This is a genomic window from Oceanobacillus sp. M60 (assembly GCF_053839645.1).
In genome coordinates this window covers 58,831-78,394 of sequence record NZ_JBSSNH010000007.1, presented here as the reverse complement: position 1 = coordinate 78,394, position 19,564 = coordinate 58,831, and the positions used below count along the sequence as shown (strand labels likewise).

12 protein-coding genes and 1 tRNA gene are annotated in these 19,564 nt (G+C 40.0%); 11 read left to right on the top strand and 2 right to left on the bottom strand.

The genetic code is table 11. The annotated features are described in order from the left end of the window. Positions 1-189: 189 nt before the first annotated feature. From ACW0TQ_RS17170 to ACW0TQ_RS17135, 8 genes are all read left to right on the top strand, one after another. Positions 190-263 (top strand) — tRNA-Gly (locus tag ACW0TQ_RS17170). 461 nt (positions 264-724) lie between these two features. Next, positions 725-2,425, top strand: a complete 1,701-nt coding sequence (locus ACW0TQ_RS17165) for an ABC-ATPase domain-containing protein (RefSeq protein WP_455725859.1) — start codon at positions 725-727, stop codon at positions 2,423-2,425. A gap of 69 nt (positions 2,426-2,494) precedes the next feature. Continuing rightward, entirely contained in the window at positions 2,495-3,631 is a 1,137-nt protein-coding gene (queG, locus tag ACW0TQ_RS17160) for a tRNA epoxyqueuosine(34) reductase QueG (protein WP_455725904.1), read from the top strand. A gap of 85 nt (positions 3,632-3,716) precedes the next feature. Then, a complete protein-coding gene (locus tag ACW0TQ_RS17155) occupies positions 3,717-4,571 on the top strand; it encodes an amidase domain-containing protein (protein ID WP_256706217.1) in 855 nt (284 codons plus the stop codon). Positions 4,572-4,657: 86 nt separating this feature from the next. Then, a complete protein-coding gene (locus ACW0TQ_RS17150) occupies positions 4,658-5,131 on the top strand; it encodes a tRNA (cytidine(34)-2'-O)-methyltransferase (protein WP_042533758.1) in 474 nt (157 codons plus the stop codon). A 737-nt stretch (positions 5,132-5,868) separates the two neighbouring features. Next, the gene (locus ACW0TQ_RS17145; RefSeq protein WP_139089118.1) at positions 5,869-8,739 is read left to right on the top strand and encodes a 2-oxoglutarate dehydrogenase E1 component; all 2,871 of its coding nucleotides are present in this window, start codon (positions 5,869-5,871) and stop codon (positions 8,737-8,739) included. 1 nt (position 8,740) lies between these two features. After that, positions 8,741-10,015 (top strand): 2-oxoglutarate dehydrogenase complex dihydrolipoyllysine-residue succinyltransferase, encoded by a 1,275-nt coding sequence (odhB, locus tag ACW0TQ_RS17140; RefSeq protein ID WP_332093655.1) that lies wholly within the window; start codon positions 8,741-8,743, stop codon positions 10,013-10,015. Positions 10,016-10,647: 632 nt separating this feature from the next. Next, positions 10,648-11,835, top strand: a complete 1,188-nt coding sequence (locus tag ACW0TQ_RS17135; RefSeq protein WP_193062047.1) for a NupC/NupG family nucleoside CNT transporter — start codon at positions 10,648-10,650, stop codon at positions 11,833-11,835. Positions 11,836-11,907: 72 nt separating this feature from the next. On the opposite strand, the gene ACW0TQ_RS17130 is transcribed toward ACW0TQ_RS17135, so the two are convergent. Next, positions 11,908-13,257 (bottom strand): MATE family efflux transporter, encoded by a 1,350-nt coding sequence (locus tag ACW0TQ_RS17130; protein WP_193062361.1) that lies wholly within the window; start codon positions 13,255-13,257, stop codon positions 11,908-11,910. A gap of 104 nt (positions 13,258-13,361) precedes the next feature. Between ACW0TQ_RS17130 and ACW0TQ_RS17125 the strand changes: the two genes are divergently transcribed. Continuing rightward, entirely contained in the window at positions 13,362-14,444 is a 1,083-nt protein-coding gene (locus ACW0TQ_RS17125) for an undecaprenyldiphospho-muramoylpentapeptide beta-N-acetylglucosaminyltransferase (RefSeq protein WP_042533768.1), read from the top strand. 70 nt (positions 14,445-14,514) lie between these two features. Here ACW0TQ_RS17125 and ACW0TQ_RS17120 read toward each other — a convergent pair whose 3' ends face one another. Beyond that, positions 14,515-15,069 carry a beta-class carbonic anhydrase gene (locus tag ACW0TQ_RS17120; RefSeq protein ID WP_042533770.1) on the bottom strand — a complete coding sequence of 185 codons (555 nt, stop codon included), beginning with the start codon at positions 15,067-15,069 and terminating at the stop codon, positions 14,515-14,517. 607 nt (positions 15,070-15,676) lie between these two features. Here ACW0TQ_RS17120 and ACW0TQ_RS17115 point away from each other — a divergent pair. Both ACW0TQ_RS17115 and ACW0TQ_RS17110 read left to right on the top strand, forming a co-directional pair. Further along, on the top strand, positions 15,677-17,410 hold the full coding sequence (locus tag ACW0TQ_RS17115; RefSeq protein WP_368901625.1) for an ABC transporter transmembrane domain-containing protein: 1,734 nt from the start codon (positions 15,677-15,679) through the stop codon (positions 17,408-17,410). A gap of 12 nt (positions 17,411-17,422) precedes the next feature. Beyond that, on the top strand, positions 17,423-19,447 hold the full coding sequence (locus ACW0TQ_RS17110) for an ABC transporter ATP-binding protein (protein ID WP_455725858.1): 2,025 nt from the start codon (positions 17,423-17,425) through the stop codon (positions 19,445-19,447). Positions 19,448-19,564 lie beyond the last annotated feature (117 nt).

The following is a 19,564-nucleotide window of genomic DNA, read 5'->3' as shown; positions in this document are numbered from 1 at the left end:
ACAGATTATACGAGAAACATTTGGGCATTATAGAAGTATATGCACCGGTATTATAAATTATTCTTAGGTATATTTTTGTTAAATATTAATTTTCGGTTAAGTTTTCATGAAAAAAATTAAATTTATTGTTGATTTTTATCGAATACGTTGCTATAATAAATTTTGTCGTTGGAAAACAAAACAAATCATGCGGGTGTAGTTTAGTGGTAAAACCTCAGCCTTCCAAGCTGATGATGAGGGTTCGATTCCCTTCACCCGCTCCATACATATGTGATAACGCAGTGTTTCGTACTTAGTCTACGAAGTGTTGCGTTTTTATTTTGTAAAATATTTGTTTCCTCACCTATAAGAGGAAGTTCAAAAAATCCAATAAAAATGACACGTCGGGAAAAGGATCTTCTACTAAGAACGCCCACGTCGTGTGGGCAACGCAGAAGCCACCGCATCCTGCGGAAGTGCGTTGACGAGCTATTTCCAATGGGACTGGGACTGCGATTACTCGCCCCACCAAAACCGTTCCTCACGTATTATAAAGCATAGAAGAACTTCTGTTAAAACCGTCCACGTCCTGTGGACAACACAGAAGTCACCACATCCTGTGGAAGTCCGTTTGGAAATAGCTCGTCGCCTTGAACTTCTTGGTCCTATTTATCGGACTTTTTGAACTTGCACTTTAAGTATAGTACCCTGTTTATAAAGAATAAAACAGAATGGAGGAGCTAGGATGAAGCGTCTTAAAAATAATTTATTACAAATTGACCGAAAAAGCTACAAAGCATATAAACAAATTGCGGGAAGCTACACGTATCCGAGGTATACACTTTATATCGACTATGTTCAAGGAGATCCGTTTGCCAGCCCTTCTAAAATAAGAATCGGGATTCCAGAGAAAGAACGGCATATAGCTGCTGAGTGGCTGGAAACAAAATCTCGACAGACAGCAGTAGAGGATGCTTTTGCGAGAGTGATTGATAAAGCAGTGTATCAAAATAAAACATTTATTAAAGGTTCTGGCAAAAGCGGCATGATTGCTTTTGATGGACCGGGCCAGGAGATATTAGAGCGGACAGCAGTACGTATTTCCGAGCAGGGATTAACGGTTTGCCTGTCTGCAGGTCTGCCGGCTAATGGGCGATCCATTAATGGAAAGGAAGCAATCAAGTTATTCGATGAGGTAATTCCTTCTATCATCGAGCATTCTATCTTCCGTATTCAGGATAAAACGATTCAACAGGCCGTTCAATTAGCTGATCAGCAAGATGCTATATGGCAAGCAATGCAAGAAAATAACTGGGTGAGCTTTATTGCCAATGGATCTATATTGCCGAGAAAAAGCGGCGTAAGTGATTTACCTGCCAAAGGTGCGGTTGCTTTTCAAAGTCCGCAGGAGGATGAGGTAGAATTAAAGCTTCCTCATGGCAAAACAATAACAGGAATGGCGGTCAAGCAGGGAGTCACCTTGATTACCGGAGGCGGTTATCACGGGAAGAGTACACTGCTTCAAGCGATCGAACGCGGCGTTTATCCTCATTGCGAGGGAGATGGCCGGGAATTTATCTGTACAGACCCGAGTGCTGTCAAAATTCGGGCAGAAGATGGAAGGGAAATCTCATCGGTGAATATTTCTCCATTTATTTCTAACCTTCCGCATGGAAAAGATACAACTGCTTTTTCAACAAGTAATGCAAGCGGAAGTACTTCTCAGGCGGCAAACGTGATGGAAGCTTTAGAGATTGGAGCAGACACCCTGCTGATTGACGAGGATACCAGCGCAACCAATTTTATGATTCGCGACAGCCGCATGCAAAAACTGATTGATCATAAAAATGAACCAATCACCCCGTTTATACATCGTATCAGACAATTAGTCGATGAAGCAGATAAATCAGTTATTTTAGTAACTGGCGGCTCAGGAGAATATTTTGCCGTGGCAGATACGGTTATTCTTATGGAGGAATATAAGCCAAAGAATGTCACACAAAGAGCACAGGAAATTATAAAAGAAGATCCTATTGCCGATAGTAAGGTAGAGCAGACGAATTTCAAGAACGTAGAAAAGCGGCATCTGTCTGCTTCTACATTTCCGAAGCAGACAGATAAAAGGTTTAAAATCCAGGCTAAAGGCCAATTTCAAATTCTATTTGGAAAAGAACCCATTTCTTTTGCTTATACGGAACAGCTGGTAGATGCTTCGCAAACAAGAATGATTGCAGAGATTATCCAATATCTTTACCGAAATGAAAAGAAGCATTTTTCTTCGTTTGCAGCATTGATCGATCAGATTGATAAAAAAATGGATCAAGGATTGGAAACTTTGACGAAAAGCAACGGGAAACATCCAGGAGATTTAGCCAGACCAAGGAAAAATGAAATTGCTGCGGTATTGAACCGGATGCGAAGAGCAAGATTTTTCATGGATGCATAACTGAAATCCCGGTCCGGATGTTTAAAGCGAGTTAATCAGGATAAAAAATAATAGAAGGGAGGCGGTATGGTGAAAGTAGAAGAGCTGAAAAAGGATATCCAGGCCTACGCGAAAACAATCGGTATCGATAAAATTGGTTTTGCAACGGCTGATATTTTTACAGAAATGAAAGAACGGTTAAGACGTCAGCAAGAACTAAAATACCAATCTGGTTTTGAAAAAGGGAGTATTGAGGAAAGAACGGAGCCCAGGCGGTTACTGCCGGAAGCGAAGTCTATCATCTCCATTGCCGTCGCCTATCCTTCGAGAATGGAAACAACACCGAGAGGGACAAAAGGAGACAGACGCGGCATTTTTGCCCGTGCTTCATGGGGGATTGACTACCATGTTGCCTTGCGGGAACGGCTGGATAAGCTGGGAGAGTATATAAAAGATAAAGTGCCGGATGCTGTTATCAAGTCAATGGTAGATACTGGGGAATTAAGCGACCGGGCTGTAGCTGAACGAGCCGGCATTGGCTTCAGCGGAAAAAATACCTCCATTATTACCAAGGAATATGGCTCGTTTGTTTATCTGGGAGAAATGCTGACTAATATTCCGTTTATCCCTGACTCGCCGGTAGAGGACGGCTGTGGTGATTGTACAATTTGTTTAGATGCCTGTCCTACAGGTGCTATTGTACAAGGAGGACAATTGAATGCGCAGCGCTGTATTGCGTTTTTAACCCAGACAAAGGATTTTCTGCCGGAGGAATTCCGTAATAAGATAGGAAATCGTTTATACGGATGTGATACGTGTCAGCAGGTATGTCCCTGGAACCGGGATAAAGATTCTCATTTCCACCAGGAATTAGAGCCAGAGCCAGAATTGGTTAAACCAAGACTTAAACCAATGCTTCATTTATCAAATCGGGAGTTTAAAGAAAAGTTCGGGCATATGTCCGGCTTTTGGAGAGGGAAAAAGCCGATTCAGCGTAATGTTATTTTAGCGTTGGGCCATTATAAAGAAGCATCCGCGGAAACTGATTTAATAGCTGTTATGGAAAACGATCCGCGGCCGGTTATTCGTGGTACTGCTGCCTGGTCATTAGGGAAGATAGGAACAGATGCTGCGAGAGAAGCGCTCTCTAAATCCCTGGAAAAAGAGAATCATGAACAAGTACAATTTGAAATGGAAAATGCGCTGTCGGCCATGACAGTAAAGTAGAAGAAATACTCACGGCCATTCCAGCGGTTTCTAAGACCTAATTCGCCTCCTTTATGCATAAGCTGTGATGAGGAGGCGATTTTTTATGGGCGATATTACAACATATTGGCAGCAATTTTTCAAGGGCAGCAAGGAGGGCCAAGATTGGTGGCGTAAGAAGCAGAGACTTTGTAAGAAGCGAAAGGCGCAAATTGTGAAGATAAAAGGAAAAGGCCTCGTCTTCAGCAAACAGTCCTATGACACAACCAGAAGCACGCGATATGCGGTACACTTGGTATATTTAATGAAGCAGGGCGATTTTTTTTATACGGAAGAGCAGGTCGTCCCTTATCAGCTTGTGAAACAATCGGATAGAGAAATCAGACATCAATCGATTGAAAAGCCTCCAGCGGAAAACGGCAGTAATCAGCCCCCTGTATTAAAACAAGGAAACCTCAAGGATAATAATCGTGAAATAGAATATAACCGGCTGGGAGCAGTGAAATATGCAGAGCGCTGGTGGAACAGCTATAATCCGGAATATCGTCGCTTTGAAGATGATTGCACGAATTACATTTCCCAATGTCTGCGGGCGGGAGGAGGCCCGATGTGGGGGGAGCCGGTCCGGGAGCGGGGCTGGTGGTATGGAAAAGATTCTTGGAGCTTCAGCTGGTCTGTGGCGCATTCGTTCAGATGGTATTTAAGCGGTTCAGAACGCGGAATCAGGGGAATCGAGATGCAAACACCGGAAGAATTAAATCCCGGAGATGTGATTTGCTATGATTTTGAAGGCGACGGTACATGGAATCATACAACGATTGTAGTAGCTAAAGATGCTGATAATATGCCGCTTGTCAATGCGCATACCGATAACAGCCGCAACCGTTATTGGTCTTATGAGGACTCGGCTGCCTGGACTCCGGAAATTGAATATAAGTTTTTTCGGATTGAGATAAGTTAGTGTATAATTGATTTTGGGATAGAAAGAAGAGAACCAGCTTTTAGGGATATCCACTTTTAGAATTTGCAATTGAAGGAGAATGAATGGTGAGTTTGCATGTAGTATTATTTGAACCAGAAATCCCGGCAAATACGGGGAATATCGGGAGAACATGTTTAGCGACCGGGACGACGTTACACCTTATCCGTCCGCTTGGCTTTTCAACAGACAGTAAAATGGTGCGTCGCGCCGGTTTGGATTACTGGGAGCATGTTGATGTTAAAGAATATGATTCCATCGATGAATTATATCAAACCTATCCGGCAGGGAGCTTTTACTATATAGAGAACTTTGGAACCAAATATTATACTGATTTTGATTTTTCCTCCGTGGAGCTGGATCAATTTTTTGTATTTGGAAAAGAGTCTACAGGGATCCCGCGGGAACTGCTGACAGATAAAGAAGATAAATGCCTGCGAATTCATATGAATGACGAGGTTCGTTCATTAAATCTGTCCAATACAGCTTCCATTATTATCTATGAAGCGTTAAGACAGCAGGGGTTTCCTGATTTACATTAAAAAAGATGTCTCCGCAAAATGGAGGCATCTTTTTTTGATTGTACATAAAGTGATTTCTATAAAGTTATTTTAAATCTTAAGTACGCTGATCTTCTTTTGGTACTCCCGGTTTTGCTTCGTAGCCAGCTGAAAAACAGGAAACAATAAATGTAACAGCAACTCCTAAAATCAATGCTAATTTCATGATAAGATTCCTCCTTTTATGTAGTGATGGTATCCAATTTAACATCATAAAGAAATGCGTTGTATTTTCATTTGGGTTATGGATACGCTTTTATCTTGCAGCAGCTGTATGTAAACATATCTCTTCTGTTATAGAAATTGTTGAAAGAAGAATGAAGAACTGCCTGCAAGCCTGAAGCATGTAACTGCCAATCTGCAGAAATCGGGATGCTCTGACAGAATGAAGTTTTGTTTACTAATTTGTCCTTATTATAACGGAAAAATCACTGGTTGTGAACTATTCCTATATTAATTTTAATTAAATGTATTTTTACCGGAAAATATGTGTTCAAAAGTCACTGAATTAATTGTTAGAAAAATATAAAAAAGGGACTGTTTTGATATATTTTTATGGAAGAATAGAAAATGTCGAATTATCCCAATAAATCGGTTCTGATTCCTTGTAACCTCCTTAAAAATCATGTATATTAGTTGGTGTAAAGAAATCAATAGGATTATTAATAATTTGAACCGTTTTCACGAACGGATTAGTTAATTCAATGGGGGTATCAGTCGTGCCAGGAAATGAAGAGTCTGCAGAAAAATTTTGGGGACAGTTTCACGGACCAAATGCGGGGTATTTAGAACAACAGTATGAATTGTACAAAGAAGATCCAGAACAAGTGGAATCTTCTATTAAAGCATTGTTTGATGCATATGGAGCGCCTGCTTGGATGACAGGGGCAGAAGTAGTCTTTCCTATCAGTGAACAAACAGCTTCCAATGGGAATATATCAGAAGATTTTGATGTGACGAAATTAACCTCAGCAATCAAACTTGTTGAGGCTATTCGGCGTTACGGTCATACAGATGCGGATATTTATTCTGTTGGCGGCTATAAAAGTGCTCCGTCCGTAATGCTTGATTTAAAGCATTACAATTTAACAGAAGAAGATTTGAAAAAAATCCCGGCCTCCTGGATCTGGGAACGGGAAAAAGAAGATGTTCAAACAGGTTTGGATGTTATTAACCTGCTGAAGAAATACTATACAGGAACTATTACGTTTGAGTATGACCATGTCAATAATGATGAAGAGCGGACCTGGCTGTTTGATTTGATTGAAGAAGGAAATGCAAGATTTGATCCTGATCAAGAGGACAGAAAGGATATTTTAAAGCGTTTATATGAAGTAGAGGGTTTTGAAAAATTCCTTCATAAAACATTTGTCGGCCAAAAGCGTTTTTCCATCGAAGGCTTAGAGTCAATGGTTCCGATGATCGACTATCTCGTAAAATATGCAAACGAAGATAACATTGAACATGTAATGATGGGAATGGCGCACCGCGGACGTTTAGCTGTGCTTGCGAATGTATTGAAAAAGCCATATGATAAGATTTTTTCCGAGTTTAATTATACAAGAGACAAGGAATTGATGCCGTCAGAAGGTTCTAAAGCAATTAACTATGGCTGGACCGGAGACGTAAAATATCATTTTGGAGCAGAAAAAGAAGTTATCCATGGAAGTAAAGTAAACACAAAAATTACACTTGCGCATAATCCGTCACACCTTGAATTTGTCAACCCGGTTGTGGAAGGATTTGCCCGTGCGGCACAGGATGAACGTGATGTAAGCGGTTATCCTGTTAGAGATACGAATAAAGCAATGCCGCTGATTATTCATGGGGATGCAGCCTTTATCGGGGAAGGTGTCGTTGCAGAAACGCTTAATTTAAGCGGATTGCCGGGGTATACAACAGGCGGAACTGTTCACCTGATTGCGAATAACCAGCTTGGTTATACAACAGACCGCGTAGACGGACGCTCTACACGCTATGCAAGTGATTTGGCTAAAGGTTTTGAAATTCCGATTATCCGGGTCAGTGCAGATGATCCGATTTCTTGTATTTCTGCAGTGAAAATAGCTTGTGAGTATCGTAAAAAATTCCATAAAGATGTTTTAATTGATTTAGTAGGTTATCGCCGTTATGGACATAATGAAATGGATGAGCCGAGAACGACACAGCCGCAATTGTACAGTGAAATCGATAATCATCCATCGGTATCTACCTTGTTCGCACGTGCGATGGAAGAAAGAAACCTATTGGAATCCGGCGGATTTGACGAAATTAAAAACGAGATTGATACAAAACTGTCTGATATTTACAAGGGCATGACAGAAACGGAAATAGGTGAGCCGCAGCCGAAGTCTATGCCGGAAGTATTATCTAATAGATTAGATCAATTTGAAACTGCAGTAGATTTAGAGACTTTAAAGGGAATCAATAAAGAACTTCTAAAACGTCCGGAAGGTTTTGAAGGCTTTAAGAAAACCGAAAGAATTCTGAAGCGCAGAGAAGATGCATTAGAAGAAGGAAACAAAGCTGACTGGGGAACCGGGGAAGCGTTAGCATTTGCCTCTATATTAAAAGATGGCACACCAATTCGATTAACAGGTCAGGATACAGAAAGAGGAACCTTTGCGCATCGCCATGTTGTCCTGCATGATGTGAATACAGGTGAAAAATATAGTCCGATGCATGGATTGTCAGATGTCAAAGCCTCCTTTGATGTTCGCAACAGTCCGCTATCAGAAACAGGAGTTTTAGGCTTTGAATATGGCTATAGTGTGTATTCTCCAAGCACACTTGTTATCTGGGAAGCACAATTCGGTGATTTTGCCAATGCGGGTCAGGTGATTATTGACCAATTTATTGCTTCAGCGAGAGCGAAATGGGATGAAAAATCAAATATGGTATTGCTGCTTCCTCATGGGTATGAAGGACAAGGGCCAGAGCATTCCAGTGCCCGCTTAGAACGTTATTTACAGATGGCTGCAGAGAATAACTGGATCGTAGCGAATGTTACTTCCTCAGCGCAGTTATTCCATCTGCTTCGTCGTCAGGCAGCAATGCGTTCCCGTCCAGAGGCACGTCCTTTGATTCTGATGACACCGAAAAGCAGTCTTATCAGAGATTATAAGATGGCTTCCAGTGCGGAAGAGTTTACGACCGGTGGATTTAAAACGTTGCGTGAACAACCATACTTTGATACAGATCCGAAAAAAGCGACACGTCTGTTATTGGGAAGCGGTAAAATAATGATTGATATTGAAGGGGAAATGGAAGAAGCAGAAGCGAACTGCGATTGGATTCGCGCCTTACGTGTAGAGCAAATCTATCCGTTCCCTAAAAAAGCAATTCAAGAAGAAATCCAAAAACTTCCTAACTTAAAAGAAATCGTCTGGGTGCAAGAAGAGCCAAAAAATATGGGTTCATGGGATTTTGTAGATGATTATTTAAGAGAGCTTCTTGAAGAGGATCAGGAATTACACGTTATCAGCAGACCGAAGCGTGCAGCACCAGCTGGAGGCATACCTACTGTGCATAAAACAGCGCATCAATATATTATTGACCAGGCATTGAACGAATTTGAAGGAGGAAAATAAAGTGCAAGAAATTAAAATACCTGAATTAGCGGAATCTATTACAGAAGGAACAATAGCAGAATGGCTTGTAAAAGAAGGCGATAAAGTAGAGAAAGGCGATGCAATTGTAGAGTTAGAGACGGATAAAGTAAACGTGGAAGTCAACTCAGAATTTTCTGGTGTTATCGCTGAAATTACCAGTAATGAGGGCGAGGATGTTTCTGTAGGAGATATCATCGGCAAATTAGATGAAAATGGCGAAGCGGGTGCATCTTCCGGCAAGGAAGAAAGTAAGACAGAAGAAGCTGATAAAAATGAAGAAGCTCCTAAAGAAGAGCCTAAACAGGAAGCTTCTGAGAAAAATAAGCAGGAAGCTGCACCTGAACAAAGTAATGGTGATGTGATTGCTTCTCCTGCAGCAAGAAAACGCGCTCGCGAACTGGGTATTGACTTAAGTGAAGTACAAACACGTGATCCGCTTGGCAGAGTTCGTCCAGACGATGTGAATGCTCATAATAATGCTCCTAAAAAAGAGTCTGCGCCATCGAAGCCGGCGAAAAAAGAAGAGCCTAAATCAGAGAAAACAGAGTTTGATAAGCCGGTAGAACGTGTTAAAATGACACGCCGCCGCCAAACAATTGCTAAAAACCTTGTAGAAGTACAGCATAATACAGCTATGTTAACTACATTTAATGAAGTAGATATGACTTCTGTAATGGAGCTTCGTAAGCAGCGAAAAGATAAATTCCTAGAGAAAAATGGTGTCAAGCTAGGGTTTATGTCTTTCTTTGCTAAAGCTGTAGTAGGAGCATTAAAAGAATTCCCGCTTCTGAATGCAGAAATCCAAGGCAATGAATTAGTCATTAAAAAATTCTATGATATCGGTATTGCCGTTTCTACAGATGATGGTCTTGTTGTTCCGGTTGTTCGTGACGCAGATCGCAAGGACTTTGCAGGAATTGAGCAGGATATCGTTGATTTAGGTACGAAAGCACGTGACAATAAATTGTCCTTAAATGACTTGCAAGGCGGTTCCTTTACAATTACAAATGGCGGTACATTTGGTTCTATGATGTCTACACCAATTTTAAATGCGCCGCAGGTTGGTATTTTGGGAATGCATAACATCATTAAGCGCCCAATCGCTATGCCGGATGATTCCATTGAAGTGCGTCCGATGATGTATATTGCATTATCCTATGATCACCGTATTGTAGATGGAAAAGAAGCCGTTCAATTCTTAGTTCGAATCAAGGAAATGCTTGAAGATCCATATGATTTATTGCTAGAAGGTTAAAAATGTAAAAGTCTTGATATGAGCTGATATGCTCGTATCAAGACTTTTTTTATAAGAGTAAGAAAGGGCTCTCGTTCTGAGGTCGGGGTTGGGACTGGGACTGGGAATGCGATTACTCGTTCCATCGAAAAGAGTCGCATCGGAAATCTTTTTGGCAAGAACACCGAAGTTTTAAAAATCAAGTGGTGTTCTTGTTTTTTTCTTATATGTCAAGAAAGTAAAATTAGCCTCTTCAGTAAATATCTAATTCAAACTCTGCTGAATCATAAAGAAACCAAAATAGTTCCGAATTTCGACAGGTGCAGACAAATTGAAGTTGTATTTTCTTAAGCAATTAGGAAATATTATATATGATTTATTTAACATGACACAAATAGAGTATTTATCCTAAATATTACAATTTATTTCTAATTTTTTTAATTATTAATTCTCTTTTCCAAGCATTGAAATTATTTTCAATTACTAATATGATAGTAATTGAATGGGAGTTCTTAATTAAATAATTACATTTATTTTTTTAGGGATTGCAATGTTTTGTATTGTTTTAATATGTAGATTTGAAACTTTTCCTGTAAATTTTTTATTATATATGATAAAGCGTTTACAGGAAATAATGTGGAGGAGGCGGTAATATGGACATTTTGTTGGGGATTTTGGCAGTTATCATTACACTCGGCCTAGCATTTTTAATGTCGAATGATAAGAAAAGAATCAACTTCTATGCCATTGGTATTATGTTAGTTATACAATTGCTTATTACATGGTTTATGTTTTCCACGCCAATTGGTGAAGACATTATCAGGTGGATTTCAAACTTATTCAATAAGTTAATTGAGTTCGGACAAGAAGGTATTGGATTTGTGTTAGGTGGATTTGAGTTGGCAGAGGGCGGCGTATTCTTCTTCAATGTGCTTCTCTTAATTATCTTTTTTGCAACCATTCTCTCCGTTCTTACTTATTTAAAAGTTCTTCCAATAATTATTAAGTATATTGGAGCTGTTATTTCCAAAATAACAGGGTTACCTCGAATTGAATCATTTAATGGTGTAAATAGTGTTTTCTTCGGTCAATCTGAGGCATTGATTGCAATACGCTCGCAATTTCACCATTTAAATGAAAATCGTTTATTTATTGTCTGTGCCTCGGCAATGAGTTCTGTATCAGCTTCTATCGTGGGATCGTATATTCAAATGCTGCCTCCAGAATATGTTTTGGTTGCTTTGCCGTTGAATATGTTCAGCTGCTTGATGATCGCTTCAATCATTGCCCCTGTAAACGTTCCAAAGGAAGAAGACAAAGTGGATATTTCGGACGTCAGTCAGGATAAAAGTATTTTCGAAGCAATGGGAAATGGTGCATTAGAAGGCGGGAAAATTGCACTGATTGTTGCTGCAATGTTAATTGCTTTTATTGCCTCATTAGAACTGGTTAACTGGATTATCCAAGCTGTTTTCGCTGGAATTACCCTGCAGGAAATTCTTGGTTATATTATTTCTCCACTAGGCGTACTAATGGGAATTGCGCCAGGTGAAGTTGTTCAAGCTGGATCGATTATGGGTACAAAAATTGTAACAAATGAATTTGTAGCAATGCTGGAATTACAACCATTGCTGGATCAGCTTTCTGAAAAAACAGTTGGTATTGTAACAGTATTCTTAACAAGCTTTGCTAACTTCTCTTCTATCGGTATTATCGCAGGTACTGTAAAAGGGATTGATAATGCCAAAGCTGTCATTGTTTCTAAATTTGGAATGAAGCTTTTGGCAGGGTCTATGCTGGTATCTATTCTTTCAGCAACCATCGTTGGACTATTCTTGTAGGAATAACATCAAAGCACCATGAATCAATCAAAATGATTCATGGTGCTTTTTATAATTCTTATTAAAACATTTTCAACCGCGCTTTGCTTTACGCTGAATGTGTAATAGTCGGAGCAGCAGAGCAATTGCGCCTGCACTTAAACCGACAATAATTCCAATCCAGTAGCCAAAGGCATCAAAATTGGTATAGTTGGCAAATAAAAATCCAACCGGCAAGCCGATAAGCCAATAAGAAATTAATGCGAGAATAAGGGTGACGTTCACATCCTTATATCCTCTTAAAGCTCCTTGGATAGGAGCGCCGATGGCATCTGCAAGCTGATAAAATATCGCAAACAGAATAAATTGTTTTGTTAAGGCAATCACTTCTGGGTTATTATGGTATAGCGCTGCAACGGCATCATCGAATACAAACAAAATAATGCCGATAAATAGAGCAATAATCATCCCGCCTGTAATTCCAAGATACGTATAGGTTCGTGCATCCTGAAAACGTTTCGCTCCTATTTCAAACCCGACTGCAATAGTAAGCGCCATTCCGACGCTTAACGGCAGCATGTATAATAATCCGGCAAAGTTCATTGCTGCCTGGTGGGCGGCAATTGTATTTGTATCATACACACTCATCATCATCGTTACCACAGAAAAAATACTTGTTTCAAAAAACATTGCCATTCCGATTGGCAGACCAATTTTTAATTGACTGAGCCAATAGGAAATCTGTGGTTTAAAGCGTACCTGAAAGACTTGATACGATGTAAATGGAGCAACCTTATGTATCATATATAAAGAAATGATACTGACTATCCAATAGGTAATACTCGTTGCAATTCCAGCGCCGATGCCGCCAAATGCCGGTATTCCCAGTTTGCCAAAAATAAAGATATAGTTCAAAAAGGCATTGATTGGCAGAGAAATTAAAATAATAATCATAGAAGCTCTCGTCTGTCCAAGCCCATCCATAAAGCTTCGGACCGTGTGAAAAATAAATAATGGCATAATACCCGCAGCAAGAAAAATTAAATAATATTTCGCCACATGATGTACATCCGGTTCCAGGCTCATCAGCTGTAATACAGGTTCTAAAACAAAAAAACCGGCAATGAGAATAATGAAGGATAAACCGACAGATAAATAAATACCCTGCTGAATAACCTGCGGAATATCTTTTTTCTCTTTGGCGCCAATAAGTTGAGAGATAATTGGAGTTATTGCGAGAACAATCCCATTTACAGCTGTTAAAATTGGTATCCAAAGGCTGGATCCGATTGCAACCCCTGCTAAATCAACGGCGCTGGCTTGGCCGGACATGACCGTATCAAAAAAATTCATCAGATTCATACTGACTTGGGTCACAAGGATTGGCAGCATAATGATAATAAAAAGTTTGATTTTTTGTCTTCGATTCGTTGTTTCGTACATCATTCATCTTCCTGACATTTCGTAATTCGGTTTTTCATTACATTTAATAGGTGCATTGCCCATTATACGCTGATATAATAATCTGGGAAAGGATGAATTGATCCATGGAAAAAAGAAATAAAAAACGTATTTTATTTACTGGCGGCGGAACTGCCGGCCATGTCATTGTTAATTTAGCACTTATACCATATTATCAGGAGCAGGGTTATGAAGTAGATTATATCGGTTCTTATGAAGGAATCGAACGGAACTTGATTGAAAAATTAGAAGGCGTGACCTATCATCCGGTATCTACCGGGAAACTGCGCCGCTATATGTCCAAAGAAAACTTTAAAGATCCGTTTAAGGTATTAAAGGGAACGATGCAGGCTTTCCGTATTTTAGGAAAAAGAAAGCCATCTGTTGTTTTTTCAAAAGGCGGATTTGTCTCTGTCCCGGTAGTTGCAGCAGCAAAATTAAGAGGCATCCCCTCAGTGATTCACGAATCTGATTTCACACCGGGACTTGCAAATAAGCTTTCTATTCCATTTACCAAAAAAGTATTGGCGACATTCCCGGAGACCATGCAATATCTTCCGGAGAAGAAGGCTGCTTATGTTGGAGCGGTGATTCGGGATGAATTATTTACAGGTGATAAAAAGGCAGGGTTAGCATTTGCCCAGCTTTCAGGAGAAAAACCCGTGCTTTTGGTTATGGGGGGAAGCGGCGGATCGGAAAAAATTAATTCAACGATCCGTGAGGCGTTGGATGATTTACTGACGCATTTTGAAATTATTCATATTTGCGGAAGCGGAAAAGTAGATTCAGCTCTTCATGTTCCAGGATATGCGCAATTTGAATACGTACATGAGGAACTAAAAGATATTTTCGCGGCTACGGATTTTGTTGTATCCCGTGCCGGCTCCAATGCGATTTTTGAATTTTTAGCTTTGCGAAAGCCGATGCTGTTAATCCCGCTTTCTCGCGGGGCAAGCAGGGGAGATCAGATTATTAATGCAAATTCTTTTAAAGAAAAGAAATATGCGAAGGTTGTTGAAGAGGAGACGTTAACAACAGAAAAACTGATTCAAGAAGCGGCTGCACTAAAAAAAGCTGCGCCAGTCATGCTGGATGAAATGAAAAAATATAAGAGTGAAGAATCAAGAGATAAAGTTATTGAAATTATTCAATCGATTCAAAAGAAATAAGCTAATAGCATTTTTAATGTTTAAAAAGGGCCTGCTTCATAAAATGAGCGGGCCCTTTCTTTGTATTATTTTAGTCTTCTCTGGAAACGACGTCTAATTTTCCAGTTTCCGGGTCAATAACAAGCCCGTGAACCTTCACTTCCTTAGGAAGAAGCGGGTGATTGCGAATAATTCCTACACTTTGAGTCACAGAGTCCTCAATTTTCTCGAAACCATGGAATTCTTTATGAAGGTTAATACCAGAATGCTCCAGGGTATGTAACGTGTCTTCCGATATACCGCGGTCAAGCATAGTTTGTTGTAGCGCTTCTGTATCTACATTGGACATTCCGCAGCCATGATGACCGATAACAACAACTTCCTCTGCTTTTAAGCTGTAAATAGCCACTAATAAGCTTTTCATAATACTGTCAAATGGCTTCCGGATAATAGCTCCGGCATTTTTCACCATTTTCACATCACCGTTCCGGATATTCAGTGCTCTGGGAAGCAGTTCCACTAAACGTGTGTCCATGCAAGTAAAAATAACCATGCGTTTATTCGGGAACTTGTCCGTTGTATAAGCTTCGTAATCTTTGCTGTCTACAAATTTTTCGTTGAAATCTAAAAGTTGATCTAAATTCATATCTTTCATCTCCCTTAAATAAAAATAATAGCACGGAATTTATTATATGAAAATAAATAGGGTGAAAAAAATCGTGAGAAACATATAAAAAAATGCTTTCAAATAATATAATTTTATTAAAATTAAAAAAACAATTGACTTGGGAATTGTAGGAATATATAATAAAAAGGCATTCAATTTTCAAATAAATAAAAAAGGAGGGAATCACAAAATGATGAATTTACAGTATCAAATCAACCAATCAAATCAAATACAACAGAATACAATTTTGTGGCCTCCAGTAAACGGGTTTGCTTTCTCTTAATTTTTTAAGGGAGAAGTGTTTGTATGGCCGCAGGTTTCCGTGTGGCCGGCTGATAATGGAATAAGCAGGATGATGATTATAAGCGTATGCCGACAGATGGCGTGCGCTTTTTTTGATGCATTTTTCAACCAGAAAATGGGGTGTGAATAAGGAGAGGCGACCTGGCTGCCGTTTACTATGTGGAATTGACGTGTTTTCTTAATAATTGAAGCAGGGAGGAAACTTCCAGGTCGTTTTACGGGGAGGATTTCAACAGAAAATGAATTTAGAATGCAAAACTTGGTATAGAAAGCAGGTGAAAGGATGTTTGCCGTATTTAAGAAATTAAGCTGGTTTTTTGCGCATTACTGGAAACGATATACGTTCGCTATTATCGCTTTAATTTTGGCAAGTGCAGTTGGATTGATTCCTCCAAAATTAGTCGGATATATTATCGACCATATCCAATTTGAAACATTGACGGTACAAATTCTGACGGCAGTTATTACAGGTTACATTGTACTGCTGATTGTCCATTATATTATTTCATTTTTATGGGATTATACGCTTTTTGGCGGAGCGGTTATTTTAGAACGATGGATGCGAAGCAAGCTGATGGATCATTTTTTATCGATGTCTCCGACGTTTTTTGGGAAATACCGTACAGGAGATTTAATGGCAAGATCGACCAATGATTTAAAAGCAATCAGTCTGACAGCTGGTTTTGGTGTCCTGACATTGGTTGATTCCAGTATATTTATGCTGATGATTATTGCGGTAATGGGGCTGACCATCAGCTGGCCACTGACTTTTGCAGCTTTGCTTCCATTACCCATTATGGCTGTTATGATGAATTTTTACGGAAGCGCGATACATCGTCGTTTTACCAAGGCACAGGATGCTTTTGGGGAAATGAATAACAGTGTTTTAGAATCCATTCGCGGTGTTCGTGCAATTCGTGCTTTTGTCCAGGAAGAACAGGAAAAAACACGGTTTGAGAATATGACAAAAGATGTGTATGACAAAAATATGGAAGTTGCCCAAATCGATGCGTTATTTGAACCGACAATGAAAATTCTGGTCGGCTTGTCTTACACAATCGGAATTGGCTACGGAGCAATGCTTGTCTTTGAAAACAGGTTAACTTTAGGAGATTTAGTGACTTTTAATGTCTACTTGGGGATGCTGATTTGGCCAATGTTCGCAGTTGGTGAGCTAATCAATATCCTCCAGCGGGGAAATGCCTCCTTAGACCGGGTGAACAAGACATTATCCTACCCGCCTGATGTGCGGGATGTCAGGGAGCTGAAGCAAGTTGAAGCGGTGAAAGAGCTTCAATTTCATAACGTATCCTTTGCCTATCCAAATACGGCAGAGAAGGCTTTAAAAGCAGTTTCTTTTAAGGTGCGGGTTGGAGATACGATTGGAGTTGTCGGGAAAACAGGAGCAGGGAAAACAACGCTGTTTAAATTGTTGCTGAGACAGTATCCAGATGTACAAGGAAAGATAGTGATTTCTGGAGAGGAAATAGAAAGTCTCCCGTTAAAGCAGCTTCGTGAATGGATAGGGTATGTTCCTCAGGATCAAATGATGTTCTCCAAATCCATTCGGGAAAATATTCAATTTGGCAAAGAAGCCGCGACCGATGAAGAAATATTCCGGGCACTTGAGCTGGCGTATTTCGCAGGTGACATTCTGCAGCTGCCTGAAGGGTTAGATACCCAGGTCGGTGAAAGCGGAATTACATTATCCGGAGGTCAAAAGCAGCGTGTGGCTTTGGCACGTGCCTTTATTAAAAATCCAGAGATTCTTATTTTAGATGATTCGCTATCAGCAGTTGACGGTAAAACAGAGGCAGCTATTATTGCTCATCTGAAAGAGGAACGAAAAAATAAAACAACATTTATAGCTGCGCATCGCCTCTCTGCTGTAACGCATGCAGACCATATCATCGTTTTAGAGGATGGCGAAATAGCGGAGGAGGGTACCCATGAGCAATTGATGAAGGAAAAAGGATGGTATTACAAGCAATATGTTCAGCAGCAGATGGGAGACTAGGGAGGTGGAAAGATGAAGAGTACGGAAAGGCGGTTATTTCAATACGCCTTAAAATATAAAAAAGGGATTATTTTAGGTCTTGTCTGTTTAATGATAGCAGTTGCTTTGGAATTAGCTGGACCATTGATTGCTAAACGGGTCATTGATAATCATATTCTCGGTGTCGAAGGATATTGGGAAGCTGTAGAAACAGCAGATGATACAACAGCTCCTTATAACGAACAGCTGTTAAAACGATCGGACCGCGTGGAAAACGAAGATACCCCCACAGGGGCTACCTACACCTTATTACAAATCGGAATTTCTTATTATGTTTTTGAAGGTGAGCTTCCTCTGACAGGAGAACGGGAGATGAATAATGGAGAGCTGACGATTACCTTGAATAATGATATTGTTCGAGCGGAAGGGGAACAGTTATCTGTTCAAGAAGCATATCCGTTCTTCGAGCCGGAGAAGACACCAATCATCGGTTTGCTGGTATTATATATGGTTTTATTAATTATTGCAGGTGTTTTTCAATTTTATCAAACCTTTTTATTACAAAAGTCTGCAAATCAGATTGTCAAGCGGATGCGGACAGATTTATTTGCGCATACGGAGCGGCTGCCGATTAATTATTATATCGACCAGCCGGCGGGAACCATTGTTGCAAGAATCACCAATGATACGGAAGCGATTCGCGATTTATATGAGCGCGTCCTGTCGATTGTAGTCGCCAGCCTGGTTTATATGGCAGGAATCTTTGTTGCCTTATTTATTTTGGATCCGCAGCTCGCAGCGCTTTGCTTGCTTGTGATTCCATTATTATATGGCTGGATGCGTTTTTATAAGTATTTTGGCGGTAAATATAATCAGGTGATCCGAAAAACGATTAGTCAAATTAACGGTAACATCAACGAAGCAATTCAAGGTATGCCGATTATTCAAGCTTTCAACAGAGAAAAGGCGATGAAAGCGGATTTTGAAGAATTAAATCATCGCAATTATACATTCCAAAAGAAATTAATCCGCTTAAGCGCACTGACCTCTTATAATTTAGTGACTGTATTTCGTAACATCACCTTTGTCGGGTTTATCTGGTATTTTGGAGCTTCTTCTTTTGATATGGCAAGTATGATATCAATTGGTGTTCTGTATGCTTTTGTCGATTATATTAACCGCTTGTTTGAGCCAGTAACAGATATCGTGAATCAGCTTCCATTAATTGAACAGGCAAGAGTAGCAGGCAGCCGTGTATTTGAGCTGTTAGACCAGCCTGCGGAAGAAACGGATAACCGGGCAATCGATAAATACAGAGGAACGATTTCTTTTGACCATGTATCCTTTGCTTATCAAAAGGACGATTATATCTTGAAAGATATTTCCTTTCATGTAGGCGCGGGGCAAACCACTGCTTTTGTAGGGCATACAGGCTCTGGCAAAAGCTCGATTATGAATTTATTATTTCGTTTTTATGATCCGCAAAAAGGAAGAATTACCATCGACGGGATGGATACATTATCCTTGTCCAGACAGCAGGTTCGCAGTCATATGGGAATCGTGCTTCAAGATCCATTTCTATTTTCGGGTACGATTTTGAGCAATGTCACGATGCAGGATGAAAAAATAACGAGAGAAACAGCGATTGCTGCCTTGAAAGCAGTCGGGGCAGACCGGTTCATTGAAAAGCTTCCAAACGGTTATGATGAAGAAGTGACGGAAAACGGATCTACCTATTCATTAGGAGAACGGCAATTAATTTCCTTTGCACGGGCACTTGCCTTTGACCCATCGATTCTTATCTTAGATGAAGCTACAGCAAATATCGATACGGAAACAGAGCTGCTGATTCAGCATGCACTGGAGGTACTGAAGCAAGGAAGAACGACACTTGTTATCGCTCACCGCTTGTCTACTATCCAGCAGGCTGATCAAATTATTGTTCTGGATAAAGGAAGACTTATCGAACAGGGGAATCATGATACTCTGATTGCAGAACGTGGAACGTATTATCAAATGTATCAAATGCAGCAAGGTTCTTTGAAGGTAAGTGTTTAAGTATAATAATTAGTTAATATAAGTAACTCAACTTTCGCACCTAAGAATAAGCAAATATATCTTGCTATTCCAGGGTGAACATGTTCTTCATTACCATACAGCATGAAAAACATGTTC

Coding starts and splice junctions, on each gene's coding strand:
- ACW0TQ_RS17125 (WP_042533768.1), top strand. CDS start 13,362: ATGGAAAAAAGAAATAAAAAACGTATTTTATTTACTGGCGGCGGAACT.
- ACW0TQ_RS17120 (WP_042533770.1), bottom strand. CDS start 15,069: ATGAATTTAGATCAACTTTTAGATTTCAACGAAAAATTTGTAGACAGC.
- ACW0TQ_RS17155 (WP_256706217.1), top strand. CDS start 3,717: ATGGGCGATATTACAACATATTGGCAGCAATTTTTCAAGGGCAGCAAG.
- ACW0TQ_RS17110 (WP_455725858.1), top strand. CDS start 17,423: ATGAAGAGTACGGAAAGGCGGTTATTTCAATACGCCTTAAAATATAAA.
- ACW0TQ_RS17165 (WP_455725859.1), top strand. CDS start 725: ATGAAGCGTCTTAAAAATAATTTATTACAAATTGACCGAAAAAGCTAC.
- ACW0TQ_RS17130 (WP_193062361.1), bottom strand. CDS start 13,257: ATGTACGAAACAACGAATCGAAGACAAAAAATCAAACTTTTTATTATC.
- ACW0TQ_RS17115 (WP_368901625.1), top strand. CDS start 15,677: ATGTTTGCCGTATTTAAGAAATTAAGCTGGTTTTTTGCGCATTACTGG.
- ACW0TQ_RS17135 (WP_193062047.1), top strand. CDS start 10,648: ATGGACATTTTGTTGGGGATTTTGGCAGTTATCATTACACTCGGCCTA.